This window comes from Spirosoma jeollabukense, assembly GCF_054777855.1.
In genome coordinates this window covers 594157-609241 of record NZ_BAAHAD010000002.1, presented here as the reverse complement: position 1 = coordinate 609241, position 15085 = coordinate 594157, and the positions used below count along the sequence as shown (strand labels likewise).

The 15085-nt window shown below is 48.6% G+C and carries 14 protein-coding genes; 8 read left to right on the top strand and 6 right to left on the bottom strand.

Translation table 11 applies throughout. From position 1 onward, the window contains the following. Positions 1-129 precede the first annotated feature (129 nt). The 3 genes from ACYVEA_RS10925 to ppsA all read left to right on the top strand — a co-directional run bounded on the left by ACYVEA_RS10925 (position 130) and on the right by ppsA (position 4866). Complete coding sequence (locus ACYVEA_RS10925; protein ID WP_461113459.1) at positions 130-1434, top strand: SGNH/GDSL hydrolase family protein; 1305 nt, start codon at positions 130-132, stop codon at positions 1432-1434. A 304-nt stretch (positions 1435-1738) separates the two neighbouring features. Beyond that, the gene (locus ACYVEA_RS10920; protein ID WP_461113458.1) at positions 1739-2200 is read left to right on the top strand and encodes a MarR family winged helix-turn-helix transcriptional regulator; all 462 of its coding nucleotides are present in this window, start codon (positions 1739-1741) and stop codon (positions 2198-2200) included. Positions 2201-2211: 11 nt separating this feature from the next. Then, a complete protein-coding gene (gene ppsA, locus ACYVEA_RS10915; protein ID WP_461113457.1) occupies positions 2212-4866 on the top strand; it encodes a phosphoenolpyruvate synthase in 2655 nt (884 codons plus the stop codon). A 41-nt stretch (positions 4867-4907) separates the two neighbouring features. On the opposite strand, the gene ACYVEA_RS10910 is transcribed toward ppsA, so the two are convergent. The 3 genes from ACYVEA_RS10910 to ACYVEA_RS10900 are packed head-to-tail and all read right to left on the bottom strand — an operon-like array spanning position 4908 to position 6123. Next, positions 4908-5294, bottom strand: a complete 387-nt coding sequence (locus ACYVEA_RS10910) for a VOC family protein (RefSeq protein WP_461113456.1) — start codon at positions 5292-5294, stop codon at positions 4908-4910. After that, positions 5284-5736 (bottom strand): helix-turn-helix domain-containing protein, encoded by a 453-nt coding sequence (locus ACYVEA_RS10905; protein WP_461113455.1) that lies wholly within the window; start codon positions 5734-5736, stop codon positions 5284-5286. The genes ACYVEA_RS10910 and ACYVEA_RS10905 overlap by 11 nt, the downstream gene beginning before the upstream one ends. Before the next feature lie 39 nt (positions 5737-5775). Continuing rightward, complete coding sequence (locus ACYVEA_RS10900) at positions 5776-6123, bottom strand: MmcQ/YjbR family DNA-binding protein (protein WP_461113454.1); 348 nt, start codon at positions 6121-6123, stop codon at positions 5776-5778. A 323-nt stretch (positions 6124-6446) separates the two neighbouring features. Here ACYVEA_RS10900 and ACYVEA_RS10895 point away from each other — a divergent pair, with 323 nt between their 5' ends. Then, on the top strand, positions 6447-7037 hold the full coding sequence (locus tag ACYVEA_RS10895; protein ID WP_461113453.1) for a hypothetical protein: 591 nt from the start codon (positions 6447-6449) through the stop codon (positions 7035-7037). 52 nt (positions 7038-7089) lie between these two features. Here the strand turns inward: ACYVEA_RS10895 and ACYVEA_RS10890 are convergent, their stop codons facing one another. From ACYVEA_RS10890 to ACYVEA_RS10880, 3 genes are all read right to left on the bottom strand, one after another. Beyond that, positions 7090-9063 (bottom strand): histidinol-phosphatase, encoded by a 1974-nt coding sequence (locus ACYVEA_RS10890; protein ID WP_461113452.1) that lies wholly within the window; start codon positions 9061-9063, stop codon positions 7090-7092. Between the two features lie 87 nt (positions 9064-9150). After that, on the bottom strand, positions 9151-10260 hold the full coding sequence (locus ACYVEA_RS10885) for a serine hydrolase domain-containing protein (protein ID WP_461113451.1): 1110 nt from the start codon (positions 10258-10260) through the stop codon (positions 9151-9153). A 116-nt stretch (positions 10261-10376) separates the two neighbouring features. Then, positions 10377-11204 carry a siderophore-interacting protein gene (locus ACYVEA_RS10880; protein ID WP_461113450.1) on the bottom strand — a complete coding sequence of 276 codons (828 nt, stop codon included), beginning with the start codon at positions 11202-11204 and terminating at the stop codon, positions 10377-10379. Between the two features lie 272 nt (positions 11205-11476). Here ACYVEA_RS10880 and ACYVEA_RS10875 point away from each other — a divergent pair, with 272 nt between their 5' ends. The 4 genes from ACYVEA_RS10875 to ACYVEA_RS10860 all read left to right on the top strand — a co-directional run bounded on the left by ACYVEA_RS10875 (position 11477) and on the right by ACYVEA_RS10860 (position 14984). Beyond that, on the top strand, positions 11477-12274 hold the full coding sequence (locus ACYVEA_RS10875; RefSeq protein ID WP_461113449.1) for a HipA family kinase: 798 nt from the start codon (positions 11477-11479) through the stop codon (positions 12272-12274). Next, on the top strand, positions 12252-12635 hold the full coding sequence (locus ACYVEA_RS10870) for a DUF3037 domain-containing protein (RefSeq protein ID WP_461114070.1): 384 nt from the start codon (positions 12252-12254) through the stop codon (positions 12633-12635). Before ACYVEA_RS10875 ends, ACYVEA_RS10870 begins: the two co-directional genes overlap by 23 nt. Before the next feature lie 561 nt (positions 12636-13196). After that, the gene (locus ACYVEA_RS10865; RefSeq protein WP_461113448.1) at positions 13197-13517 is read left to right on the top strand and encodes a hypothetical protein; all 321 of its coding nucleotides are present in this window, start codon (positions 13197-13199) and stop codon (positions 13515-13517) included. Positions 13518-13688: 171 nt separating this feature from the next. After that, positions 13689-14984: a serine hydrolase gene (locus ACYVEA_RS10860; RefSeq protein WP_461113447.1), complete on the top strand. Its 1296-nt coding sequence runs from the start codon at positions 13689-13691 to the stop codon at positions 14982-14984. Positions 14985-15085: the final 101 nt, after the last annotated feature.

The following is a 15085-nucleotide window of genomic DNA, read 5'->3' as shown; positions in this document are numbered from 1 at the left end:
AGCAGTGGGCCAATCATTCAGGTGCAACCGTTCCAGATACGGTTGCCTATCCTGTTGGCTGGAACTTGTACAATTCTGTCCTGACTCAGCAGCTGGGCTATTGACAATTTTACTTTTTTAACGAACGACATGACGCGAATTACCCTGATTTTATCCGCATTGATGACCCTGCTGGCATTCAGCTGGAGCTGCCAAAAGCCATTGTCAACGAGCGCTGATACGCAGAAAAAAACGATTACAACAGGGGCGCCGGAATTTCACCGGCGGGGTGGTCTGCCGAATTTCTTTCAGAAAGTCAAAGAAGGCAAGGAAGTTAACGTAGCGTATATCGGTGGCAGCATCACCGAAGCCTCCGATGGGTGGCGTAGTATGACCTTCAATTATTTACGAGTTAATTACCCACATACGTCGTTCAACGAAATCAACGCTACGATCGGTGGAACGGGCTCAAATCTAGGCGTTTTCCGGATGGACCGCGACGTATTGGCCCTTAAGCCCGACCTGGTATTTGTGGAATTTGCCGTCAATGATTTCGGGCGAACGCCCCGGCAACTTTACCAGTCGATGGAAGGCATCGTTCGGAAAACCTGGAAGGCGTACCCCACCACCGACATCTGCTTTGTGTATACGCTGGCCGAAAATGTTTTGCCTGATCTGGTGAACGGGACGTATCAACCGTCGGCCAAAGCGATGGAAATTATCGCCGATTACTATAAAATTCCGTCCATTCATATGGGTGTGGAAGTAGCCCGGCTGTATAAAGCAGGCAGCCTGATATTCACCGGAAAGCCGGAAGAGAACCCTGGCAAAATTGTGTTCACTACGGACAAAACGCACCCGCTGTCGAAATCAGGGCATCCCGTTTATGCCAGCGTAGTACGTAAATACCTTGACGAAATGGCAAACGTCAGCGGGAACCAGCCCCATATGGTGCCAAAACCGTTCGTGGCCGATAATTGGGAAACGGCTCAGCTAATTTCCATTCCCGAAACGACAGCATCGGCGCACTGGCAGAAGCTACCGACCGATCATGAACTGGTCAAAAGCTTCTCCAAATTCATGCCCGCTCTCTACCGGGCCATTGCGCCAGATGCCGTCTTACGGGTCAGGTTCACCGGTACTACGTTAGGCTTTTATGATATAGTGGGGCCAAGAGCGGGCCTGCTGGAGGTGACACTAGATGGAGAGAAACAGGAGTTCCAGCGCTTCGACGCCTACGCTCACTATTACCGCAAGAGTAGCTTTTACCTGGAAGGGCTCAGCGATGGCCCCCACGAAGTTACGGTACGGGTGCCCGGAACGGCATTCGACAAAGCGGCCATTCTTCAAAAGAGGAACATTAACATAGACGACCCTGGCCGCTACGCCGAAAACGGCTGGTACCTCAGCAATCTTCTGGTAGTAGGAAAAATAACCTCTCTCCAATTGGACTGATTTACTTTTTTATTACATCAACTCATCACAAGCAACTTCCCCGACGTAGCTGAGCAAAGCGCCCCCCTTGCTGGCATAAATACAGTGCGTTACAGAGGTCTACCTGACTACTCTGGCCGGTCAGATAGCCGACCGTGGGCATGTGCCAGCCTTCCCTATTTAATCCTTTTGGCTTATTTCACATCACTGCCGCAAGGTCTGTAGTACTACCCGAAAAGTCTGTCAAGGCCACCAAACCTAGTTGGACACTTTACAAATCTGTATTATCTTTGTAACTAAGATACTTAGGTGATAAGATATAAAAATGGAAAACGAGGTGATCAAACGAACAAGAAAACTGAGCCAGTTGTATGCTTACACCTCTATACAGATGCACGAAGCCGTTGCCCGAAAGGCAGGACTCTCAGGAACAGACCATAAATACTTAGGATTTTTAATAGAAAAAGGGCAAATGACGGCCGGGGAGCTTTCAACGTTAACGGGTCTAACGACCGGTGCCGTTACTGGCTTAATCGACCGATTTGAAAAGAAAAACCTGGTTAAAAGACGGTTTGCTCAGGACGATCGGCGGAAGGTTATCATCGAACCAAACACCGAAATTATACTGGCGCTTTTGGTGCCGCTGTACGAAGAATTCCGAAGCAAGTCAGCAGAACTTATGGCTTCGTTTTCAAACGATGAAATCAAGGTTATCGAAACCTACTTTTCGAAAGCAATTGACATAATGACTGAAACAACCCATAAGCTCAACGGCAAGCAATCGTAAAAATGAAAATTATGAGCGCCTACGTACTTGATTTTCAAACTATTGACAAAACAAAACTCCAGCTTGTCGGGGGTAAAGGTGCCAACCTGGGAGAACTCACCCGAATTGAAGGAATCCACGTACCGGATGGCTTTTGTATAACTACGGACGCGTTTAAACGGATCCTGGAGGAAACGCCGTCGATCAATGAATGGCTGGATCAGTTATCACTGCTGAAGGTGGAGGATCGGGATAAGATCGGCGAACTTAGCGGTAAAATTCGTAGTGTCATCGAACGGATCACCATTCCTCAGGACATTTATTCAGCCATTACCCACCATATCGAACAATTTGGTGAACGAAATGCGTATGCTATACGCTCCAGCGCCACGGCGGAGGACTTACCGACGGCATCTTTTGCGGGCCAGCAGGATACATTTTTGAATAGCATCGGAAAGGAGGCCATCCTGAAGCATATCCGCCAATGCTGGGCGTCGCTGTTTACAGACAGAGCAGTAATTTACCGGTTGCAAAATGGATTTGACCACCACAAAGTCCAGCTCGCGGTGGTTGTTCAGAAAATGATTTTTTCGGACGTAGCGGGGATTATGTTTACAGCCGACCCGGTTACGTCAACTAGAAACATACTATCCATTGATGCCAGCTTCGGACTTGGGGAGGCCATGGTCTCCGGTCTGGTGAATGCGGATAACTACAAAGTACGGGATGGCAAGATCATCGACAAGAAAATATCCGCCAAGAAACTGGCTATTTATGCGGTGGAAGCGGGCGGTACGAAAGAACAGGCAATTGAGTTTGCCATGCAGAACAAACAGGCGCTGACGGATGAGCAGATTTTGCAGCTTGCCCGCCTGGGCCGAACAATTGAAGCCCATTTCGGCTACCCCCAGGATATCGAATGGTGTTTGGTGGACGATACGTTTTCCATTGTTCAGAGTCGGCCAATCACTACGTTATACCCCATTCCCGGAGCGGATGACGAGGAGAATGCCAGGCATGGCCAGGCCGATCGCGGCCCGCATATTTACGTATCCGTCGGTCATCAACAAATGATGATTGATCCCATGAAACCCTTAGGCCTGTCTTTTTACCTGATGACGACCCGGGCCTCGATGCACACAGCGGGTGGGCGGTTGTTTGTCGATGTGGCCCCCATGCTGGCTTCACCAGTCGGCAGACAAACACTAGTGGACACCCTCGGCAAGTCCGATCCGCTTATGAAAGACGCTCTTACCACCCTCATTGAACGGAACGATTTTATAAAACCAACAGTGGATGATGCCCCCCCCAAAGGCCATTCACTGGCGGATTACCAAACCCTACAGGACTACGATCCGACGCTTGTCAGCGATCTGATCAAGCAGAATGAAACATCGGTAGAGGCATTAAAACAAGCTATTCAGACGAAATCAGGTCTGGAGTTATTTGATTTTATTCAGGAAGACATCCTCCAGCTAAAGAAGATCATGGCTGATCCTCGGAGTTTTGGCATGATTATGACCGGTATGAATGCTTCCCATTGGATTAATGCCAACATGCAGGAGTGGTTAGGTGAAAAGAATGCAGCCGATATACTTTCACAATCTGTGCCGAACAACATTACGTCGGCGATGGGGCTGGCACTGATGGAAGTCGCCGATGTTCTTCGTCCTTATCCGGAGGTGATTGACCATCTACAACGGCACCAGGACGCCGGAGCAGGCCATGCGCAGGTTACAGTCGACACCTTTCTGCACGAACTAACGAAGCTGGAGGGTGGGCAGGAGGCCCACGATGCTATCCAGGCTTTTCTAAACAAGTACGGAATGCGCTGTGCCGGTGAGATTGACATCACAAGAACCCGCTGGAGCGAAAAGCCAGGTGCGCTTATCCCGATCATTCTCAGTAACCTCAAAAATTTTGAGCCGGGTGCCAGCAAGCGGAAATTTCAGCAGGGTCGGCAGGAAGCCATACAAAAAGAGCAGGAGTTATTGGATCGATTGCAACAGTTGCCCGATGGGGCACAAAAAGCCAAGGAAACCAAACGAATGATCGACCTGATCCGGAATTTCGCCGGTTATCGTGAATATCCAAAATATGGCATGATCAATCGCTACTACGTTTACAAGCAGGCTTTACTGAAAGAAGCGGAACAGCTCGTGCAAGCCACGGTCATCCGTGAAAAAGAGGATATCTATTACCTCAGTTTTGACGAATTTCGCGAAGTCGTACGCACAAATACACTGGATTACTCGCTTATCAGCCAACGAAAAGACGACTACAAACTCTATGAAAAACTGACTCCCCCACGGGTGATTACGTCGGATGGTGAGATCATTACGGGTGCCTACAAACGGGAAAATCTCCCGGCCGATGCCATTCCAGGCCTGGCTGTTTCTTCGGGGTTTATCGAGGGGCGGGCACGGGTCATCTTAACCATGGAAACGGCTGATCTGGAACCTGGCGATATACTAGTCACCTCCTTTACTGACCCCAGCTGGACACCCCTGTTTGTCTCCATAAAAGGCCTGGTTACCGAAGTAGGCGGCCTGATGACCCATGGCGCCGTTATTGCCCGCGAATATGGCTTACCAGCCGTTGTCGGGGTAGAAAATGCAACCAGGCTGATCAAAGACGGACAGCGAATTCAGGTGAATGGAACAGACGGATATGTAGAAATCCTGTAACAGGAAAACCACAACCAATAGAGGACACTCCTACGAATCGATTACAAGATCTGTACGATCTGAATATGATTGCCGCACGTATCGTCGAGTACGGCCAGCTTTGCCGGACCCATCTGCGTTGGTGGCATACTAAACGTAACTCCCAGCTTCATGAGCCGCTCATACTCCTTATCAACGTCGTTAACATGGAACATTGCCAGGGGAATACCAGCCTCAAAAAGGGCTTTTTGATACGTTTGAGCAGGTGCAAATCCCAGCGGTTCCAAAAGTAGTTCAACGCCATCCTGTTCTTCGGCGGATACAACTGTTAACCACTTGTGTTCGCCCATCGGGATTTCAGTTTTCTTGACAAAACCCAGGATCGTTGTGTAGAAGGCAAGGGCTTTGGCCTGGTCATCGACCATTACGCTGGTGAGCTTAATTTTCATTCGACGTCTTTTTACGTGTCGCCGGCAAATCTCCGCAATGATTTTTTGTCTCAATTCTTGAAAATTGCTTTTTTCTATCTCTATACACAGCGGGCGTTACACTGGTCATTTTTTTGAATAGGCTGGTGAATGACGTAACGCTTTCGAAACCCACCCGGTAGCAGATGTCGGCAATAGGCGCATCTGTTTCCAGAAATTGTCTGGCTGCTTCCATTCGTACCGAAATTAGGTGCTGATGTGGCGTCCTGCCATAAAGTGCTTTGAAACACCGGATAAAGTGAAATTTTGAATAAAAGGCTTCCAGCGCCATCGCATCCAGGTCAATAGGATCGGCGAAATGACGATCCATGAACTGTTTCGCTTTTATAACCTGCTGAATTATGTGGTCCTTCGGATACCAATCCCGACTGATTTTCGCTACTGTTTCGGCGTAATAGGTCATTTATTTTAAGGAAACTATTTTTTCATTATTCGGCAACGCTCACGCATAGCGGCTTCTGACCAGTACAGAAAGCTTTTTAGGTGCTACCTCGCAATAGGCCATTGCCAGAGCATCGACGAGTGTTTCTTCAGGCACTTTATGCAGGTTGATGAGCGTCCATCCCTGTTTGCCCCACTTGTTTGGAACAGGGTAAATAATGGATGTATCGAATGACGAAAAAACATCCTGATCTATTTCGGAAAGTTTAACGCAGACCCGATTCTCCTTTCCGTTATACGTAGCAAATATCTTTTTACCCACCTTGAACGAAGGCTTGTCAATATGAGTTTGCTCACTCGTTTCGGGAAGCGACAGTGCCATGTGGCGAATGGTTTCCAGGTCAATCATGCGTGTTTGTTCTAATTACGGCGATGTTGTTAAGATACGACTTTTTGCTGACGTACTTCCTTTAGTCGTTTCCTCAAGATTCATTGAACGATTCGATCAAGTTCTTGCACTAATCAATAAACTGTTGACTTTTAACGGTTTATTAACAAAAAACTTATCTGATTATAATCTTGTACCCGCAGGTTTGCTTCTGCGAACAGGCCATTATCAGGAAAACGAATGAAACACGAATACTAGTAAGCAGTCATATTCATCCCTTTACAATCAAGGCTGCGCACCCGTTTTTTTATTCATTTTTTGTTTCACTAATTCGTTCGATTCTTATGAAAACTATCATGCTGGTAGCCCTGGCTGCGCTACCTTTTTCGGCGCTCGCTCAACAAACCGATACGTTCACTCCCTATCCTGATAACGGCATCTATCTATCCTCCGCGGATTTCTCAAGCCGCAAATTAACCGACGGTTTCGACAGTAACCAGCCAGGCTACAGCTTACGAGAAGAGACCTTTCAACGAACGTTAAAAGTCGATCATCCCAACGCGCCAGAAGCCAAATTTCCACTTACTACGGTATGGGGAGAGCGAAAAGAAGGCGTCGATTACCGAAGCTTCGAGGGTGATTTATACCGCGTTGAACACACCGATCGGCTCTTTATATACAGCAGGCCCACGAATGTCTGGATACCCGGTGGCGGATCAACTTATGCCAATACAGTGTACTACGTTAGTCGGGAGGCAAATTCACCAATTCATCTGATCACCAGCACTAACCTGGACGATATTTTCTATGATCAGCCCGACAAACGGGCGGCATTTGACAGACTCGATGAGTTGAGTAATCGGCCGGCTGACCAGGCCCGGAAACTGATAACGTTGTTCTATAAACAGGATCAGCCAACCCACGCAGCGGAATAAAAACTCATTAATAAAATGACTTGCCTCCGGTTTAAACCGGAGGCAAGTCATTTTACCTTTCTGCCTTCTCAATACCCTTGGGTTGAAGAAAAAAATCACGAACCATTACCAATTGGTCGGTACTGATGAAATCGACCCCTGCTTCGCGCAGTTTAGCCCATACAACTGGATCTTCGGGGCTGGCCCAAAGGCGTAGTTTTTTCCCTTCCTTGTGCGCCTGTTCAGCCAGTTGACGCAATTTCTGGAACTCAGCAGCGGGCATCTTGGCTGTCCCACGCCAGGTCAACTGATTTTTATACGCATCGCTGATTATGGGCATAACCGCCGGGCTGTATTTTTTCCCCAGATCGTCAGGTCGCCCATCTATAGACAACAGCCGTTGGCCGGCCTTTTGTATGGTCGCTATGGGACGATTACCCGACAGCACAATGGATATAATCCCCGGTTTATTTTCCGTTCGGTTACCGGTTGTCAATAAGGAGTGATAGCGTTGCAGCAGCTTATCCAACGCCTGATACGTACTATCGGCCTGTGTTTTAGCATCGATCATCAGGTAGAATGGTCCCTTATGACCGGCTAGTGCCTGACCACCGTTCTGCCGGATTCGCTCGGCGAGTGGCTTGAGGTATAGATTTTCAAGCGTAGATGCCGGATTCTTGAACGTTGGGCGATCGTGCGCCACATATAACGTATCGTCTATCAGGTGTACATCTGCCTCAACACTGGCGAATCCATTATCGAGCGCATCCCAGAGCGGGCGCGACTGTTCGTAGTCATTATGAGCGTGACCGAAAGGCAATGGCACGACGCCAGCCAGTGGCTGTGGAACCAGCTTTTGCGCAATGGGTTGCGTCCAGGCCGTTTCCACCGCGTCGGCAGCCCGGTCAACCTGCATATATGGGTTGTATTTCGGTTTACTGGAAATGACCTTCGCCCGAACCAGCAAAACATCTTCCGATAGCGTATAGGCCGCTGCGGTATCGGCGACTTCCCGCAATAATTCAGCTTGTTGCCGGCCTTTTTTAATCCCAAAAAATTGAATCCGATACGTTATACCAGGCTCGGTTTTGACCCGCACCGTCAGTGTGTTTCCAGCTTGTGACAGTTGGGTCAACGTAACACCCGACGTAGTATAGAATCGCCCGGCTTCCATCGCTTCGATGAGGGCTTTAGGGGTCAATTCAGCCGCATTGACCATGACCCAACTCCGGCCCGAATTACTAAACTCTGGTCCGAAAAAGTAATAATTATGGCTATCGTCGGTACCCAGCCCGTACATGAGCGGGCGACCCTGTTGCAGAAAATGAAGGTTAATCTTATCCCACATCGACTCAGTGCCTTCGTGGGTGCCATCGCCGTAGTTGTTTACCAGGTGATGCCCGTTGAACACTTCAAAAAATCGCTCAAACCGAAGTTGCATCAGGTCCTGCGCCGTAACAGCGTAGTAAAAATTGGGATGGTTAATGTGGGGAAACATGGGCTGCCCTGTCAGCCGCCGTTGGGCAACCACCAGGTCAATGTTGTTCTGCATCACCTCAGCTACGCTGTTGCCCATTTGCGGACGAATGAGGTTCTTTACGTTCGTAACGTTAATATGAATTGGCTTACCCTTGTAGCTGGTCGAAAGTTCTTCATTCTTAAGAATCAGAAATTTGCCCGGCTCCTCAAACTGGCCTCGATACTCATCCAGCTTTTTCAGGCGGACTTTCAGCGAATCATTTGGCCCTTTCTGGTACGTTACCCAATCGGGGCCGAAGGTGCGCAGGTAGCGATCAAACGTTCGTCGGCGGTCTTTCTGGTGAGGCACAGTTACCCACTTCTCAACATCCTGCAAAATATTATGATCCGACAATCCAACGAAATGATAGCCTTCAGCCTTGTACCAATTCATGATCATTTCGGGATAATCGTCGCCATCGCTCCAGAGTGAATGCGTGTGTAAATTACCCTTATACCAGTTTTGTGCCTGTGTTCCAGAAACGAGCAAGCAGATTAAAAGCAGTGTTAAACAGACCTTTTTTCTCATAGAGCAGGAATTCGGCTGATGCAGACGGGCCGTCTATACGTCAGGTTACGCTTCTGAAAGGCTGGGACAAAAAAAACTACCCAACGACTACTCAACCAGCGCCTGTATTTCCTTCAGAATCACCGGCATTTTTTCGTCGGCGTTGTTACAAAGCAGGATGATGGTTCGATCGGCATCGATGTAGCGAATAATCTGATTTTTGTAGCCCGGGTTACTCCCACTGTGGCTTACGACTCGCCCAAGTGTGGCACTCTGCGCCAATTCCCAGCCAAACCCGTAGGGCGACAACGAACCGTCGTTCAATCGGGCCGCCATAAACGCGTCGCCCAGCGTTTTCTGGTTTACCAAATGATTGCCGTATAAGGCCCGATCCCATTTCAACAAATCGTCAGATGTAGCACTCATACGGCCCGGTCCTTTTCGATTACCCAGCCAGATCGCATAGTTGGATTCGGGAAATGTTTCGGCGCGCACGTAGCGTTTTTTTTCTGGCACGTACTGATGTCCCCACGCCATATCGGCCAGCTTGTTTTTTTCATCCTGGGTGCGAATGTCCGTATGCGTCATGTTGAGCGGCTTGAAAATACGTACCCGACAAAAATCAATAAAATCCTGCCCCGACACTTTCTCAGCAATACTGGCCAGCAGCATATAGCCCGTATTGCTGTAGGCGTATTTTGCCCCTGGTTCAGCTAATTTGGGTGGGTGGTATTGAATCAGATAGGCAATATTATCGGCGTTATTGGCCACTTTGGTCTTGTCCCAATGTTTGTCCATCACCTCCTGATAATCGGGTAAGCCCGACGTATGATTGAGCAGATGCCGGATGGTTAAGCCTGGATACGGCAGGCCCGGCAGGTATTTCTCGACCAGGTCATCATACGACAGTTTCCCGTCCTGCTTCAGCATCATGATTGTCATGGCGGTAAACTGTTTCGAAATAGACGCCAGTTCAAACACAGAAGCCGTTGTCATATGCTCGCGCGTCTGGAAGTTTTTGTACCCGAACGCCTTATCATAAACAGGCTTTCCTTTATCAGCAATCAGCACGACACCACTGAATTCAGGAAATTCTCTGAACAAAGAATCAAGTCGGCTTTCTCGTAAAACAAGCGAAATTGGCTGCTTAGCGGGCGGTCGACTGCACGTAGCGACAACGAGCGGTAAGCAAGCGAAGACGAGAGGTAAGTAGCGCATAGGTTAATTAGACAATATGTAGATGAGAGAGGTAACTAAAATAGCGATTCCCTCAGTACGTGCTTTCTACTTATCCTTATCTTCTTGGCTACTTTCCGTTCTTTGTAGATTTCGTCCTATTGGTCTGCTTCGCGGTGGCGTATCTCATGATAGGCATCCTCGTTCATGCCCAATTTCCAGTAGGCTGCTACGTGGAGTTCATGAGCCGCAAGCTGGTATCTCATCTTTAGGTAATCCCGAATTTCCTTAGCCGTCGATACTTCGGCAGCTACCCAAACAAAGCGGATTTCCGCCCGCCCGTCTGGCAAAGATGCCGAACGAATAGCCTCCTGCAGCAGCCTGCTTTTACCCGCTTCTACGCCATTTCGATGTAGCCACCGAACCTGAATATCGGCCTCGAAGTCGAGCGCCTGCTCCTCGGCTGCATCGGGAACTTCGATGAAGGCCACCCCTTTTGCCGAAGCGGGTAAAAGCTCCAGAATAGCACTGATGGCCGGTAGCGCCGTTTGATCACCCGCCAGCAAATACCAGTCCGCTTCACGATACGAAACACCAGGACGTAACGCGATACCCAGGAAATTGCCGAGCTGAGCGGTAGTGGCCCAGGCCGACGCCGGCCCTTCGTCACCATGCAGGACAAAATCAATGGTTAACTCACCCGTTTGCGGCTCAAATGACCGAACGGTGTACGTTCGAACTGTTGGACGGCCTTCTTCGGGGGGTGGCAAGGGCTGGCCAGAGGCATCGAAAATTGGTAACAAAGGCTTTTCCTGGCCAGGCTGGGGCAGCAGTATTTTGAGGTGAATGCCGGGCATTAACCCGTGTACGCCAACAAGTCCATCGGACGCCACCGTGATCCGGCGCATATGTGGTGTTATGTCCGTAATTTGAATTACTTGCACCATTTCAACTAAAATCTGTCGCGTCGGTCGATTCTGAGCCATGTTATATATGAATTGATTATTTAGAACAAATCTAAACAAATTTTGATAAATAAGCCGAAACAGTACAATCAGGATGGATATACCCTACTTCTTTAAAGTTTTAAGCTAAATTTTCTGCGGTACATTCAGTTGAGGTAAATACCTTTGACAAAGTTTAGACCTTTACAACTAGGACTTTCGCTCAGAGCCGTGCCACGGTTCACTAAGCGTCATTAGAAACCGTGGCACGGCTCTGAGCGGAAGTCCTAAACAATGTTTAACATTCTCCCCTTGTGTCTAGTCATCAACCTGAGCTCAGAACCGTCAATGTAACGCGCTACGTTACACCCCTGCGCGAAGGCGGCTCACTGCCGGCCATTGTCGAGGCAGACGACGACTTCCTATACGTAGTCAAGTTTCGCGGAGCGGGACAAGGCACGAAAGCGCTCATTGCCGAGCTTATTTCCGGTGAAATTGCCCGCGCACTTGGCTTGCGGGTACCCGAAATCGTGTTTATTAATCTTGATGAAGCCTTTGGACGTACGGAGCCGGATGAAGAAATCCAGGATTTGCTACGGGCCAGTGAAGGGCTGAATCTGGCACTTCATTACCTCTCCGGCGCTATCACGTTCGATGCCCTGGTCACAAAAGTCGATGCCAAACTGGCCTCACAAATTGTTTGGCTGGATTGCCTGATCACGAATGTGGACCGTACCGCCCGCAACACCAACATGCTCATGTGGCATAAAGAATTATGGTTGATCGACCACGGCGCATCGCTTTACTTTCACCATGCCTGGCAAAATTGGGAAGAACAGAGCCAGCGACCGTTTGTTCAGGTCAAAGACCACGTATTGCTTCCTCAAGCAACTGAACTTGAGGCCATTGACGCCGAGTTTCGTCAGTTTCTCACGCCCGAGCGTATCCAGGCCATTGTTTCAGTAGTCCCCGATGACTGGCTTATGGACGGCTCATCCACCGAATCGGCCGATGAGAAGCGGCAGGTTTATTTTCAGTTTTTAACGGCCCGGGTCGCCAACTCAGAAACGTTTGTCAAGTATGCTATCGATGCCAGAAAAGCACTTGTTTGAGTATGCGGTTATCCGCGTCGTGCCGCGCGTCGAACGCGAAGAATTTCTCAACGTTGGCGTTATTCTCTACTGCTCCGCACAAGGCTTCCTGCAGACCATGTTTATGCTGGACGAGAACCGGCTCCGTGCTTTTTCGAGCGGCCTGGACATGCTTGAACTACAGGAAAGGCTTCATGCTTTCGAGCGAATTTGTGCGGGTCGTGCCAAAGGTGGAACCATCGGTCAACTGCCCATAGCTTCGCGTTTCCGCTGGCTCACGGCCACCCGCAGCACCATTGTGCAAACCTCATCCGTGCACCCTGGCTTGTGCATAAATGCGGGAGAAACCCTCACCCGGCTGTTTGCTCAACTGGTTCAATAATTGTCTTCCATTTAACGGTTAGATAGCCCGATTTAATTTCCTTATCAGCAACGTCTGAGCAGTTACTAAAAGTTACTAAAAACAGATCGCTCCGAATCGGAGCGATCTGAACGCATTCTTAGCAAGTTAATACTGAGAGGCTACACAGCTTCCAAAGCATATACGGCAATAAGATATACAGCGATTGAATGGTATGTGTATATTATCAAAGCACCCTAGTTAATTACCATCAACTGACTGGTAATCGGCTTCCCCATCCAGGCGCATCCCTGCTTCAATCAAATTTCGACTACGTTTCGCTAGAGCAATTAGGGTTGTTCGAGACATTCTTAGCCAGGTTAGCGCCTGTCTTCATTCGGTTACTCGTACGTTTCGTTTTCTGGGAGCGTTATAGAACGTCTCCAATCAATCTTTGGCAAACTCGTGTAGTCCATCCGTTAAATCGCTATGTATGAGAGATTCGAGTTTGTTTAGTCTAAAAATTGCTTTTGCGGTCGAATCTTTTCAGTCGATACGTATCTTTAAGTGACAGAATTTCTTCATCTTAGCTCAAAAAAAGCCGTGGAAGCAAAAGACTATAATTTTGAAGAAAAGTGGAAACAATTTGAAGAAACGGGTAAGGAGTTATCCGGTACAATCGGTGCAGTGGCAGGTACGTTGGTTGGTATTTCCGTACTAGGCTTAAGCGCTCCCGTGCTGTACGTTACCAAGAGAGCTGCAGGTAAAGACGCTTCGGATGCCCTTAGGGAAACCGGGGCTAAAGTTGTGGAAAAGACCAAATGGATGAGCGAGTTTGGGCGGTTCACCGGCAAAAAGTTTGGCCCCAAAATTTTAGGAACCGTGCTGTTCGGTGTAACGGGCTTGCTTTCCAGCGAAGAATAACAGCACCAGGCACAAAGCACATGGGCTAGTTTCAGTCGCTTTCGTGTTGAAGAGCTGGTTCGTTGACTGGCAGCGCTGTCCAGATGGACGTGGCTCCGAAAGTTTCCCCGGTGACACGAGTCGATAGCGGTATACTTGCGATTCTTCGTGGCCGGTTGTACTTTGTCGACTATGCATCGATTCACCCAACGACTCCTCGTAATTGTATTCGTTTTGAGCATTATAGGCTGTGCACAAGCTCAGACAGATACGCTACTGACCAATTTATTATTCACAAATAAAAACGCTGTTTTTCAGCAGGTCTTAAAGGAGCCGGACACGTATCGACTGCAAATTATCTACACGCAAATAAACCGGGATCAGCACAACGTGCCTTCGTTTACGAATTATTATTTCCACGTAGACAGCACCAATTATTTCAATCCGGCGTCTACCGTAAAATTGCCGCTTGCCCTGCTTTCGCTGGAAAAACTGAACGCCCTAAAAATCCCTGGCGTGACGAAGTTCACGGCCATGCAATTCGATAGTGCCTACAGCGGCCAAACAAAAGAATGGAAAGATGCCACCGCCCAAAACGGGTATCCTTCCATCGCCCAGTTCATCCGGAAAGCCTTTTTGGTCAGCGATAACGATGCCTATAGCCGTATGTATGAGTTCGTTGGGCAGGGGCCAATCAATCGTAGCTTACATGCGAAAGGCTATCTGGATACCCGGATTACACACCGGTTTGTCCGGATGACGGCCGACGAAAATCGACATACGAATCCGGTCCGGTTTATTCAGGACGATGGCAAATTGATTTACGCACAACCGGCAGCCTACAATAAAGACCCGTTCGATTTCACTCGAATTGCCAAACTCGGCAAGGGCTATTATGCCAAAGACAGCCTGGTTTATGAGCCGTTTAACTTCACGGAACGTAATAAAATGCCACTGGAAGCTTTCCAGCAGATCCTGCAATCGGTCATGTTTCCGCTTTCTGTGCCAGCTACCCAACGGTTTAACCTGACAAAAGACGATTACGCGTTTCTGTACCAATATCTGTCGCAGTACCCCGGCGAAACCAATTACCCCAAATATGACGCGAAACAATACTACGACAGCTACGTGAAATTCTTTTTCATGGATAGCCTACACCACCAGATGCCAGCGGGTGTTCGGGTATTCAACAAAGTTGGCTGGGCGTATGGCTTTCTGACGGATGCCTCCTACGTAGTGGATTTCAACAACAAAATCGAATACATGCTCACGGCGACCATCTACGTCAACAGCGACGGCATTCTGAACGATGACAAATACGAATTCGAAAGCATAGGGAATCCGTTCATGTATCAGCTTGGCCAGACCATTTATCAATATGAAAAAAAGCGCAAGCGGAAATACAGCCCGAATTTGAGCCAGTTTCAGATACCGTATGAGAAACGCGTAAACGACAGTCGCCCAACGATCAAAAATGTTGATAATTAAAGCAGAACGAGTCACTCTGGATAAAAGCTGACCACCAGAAATCAATAATGCTCGACCGGCAGATCAGTACGACTCTTGAGGGGTCCAAAGCTGAGCCATTC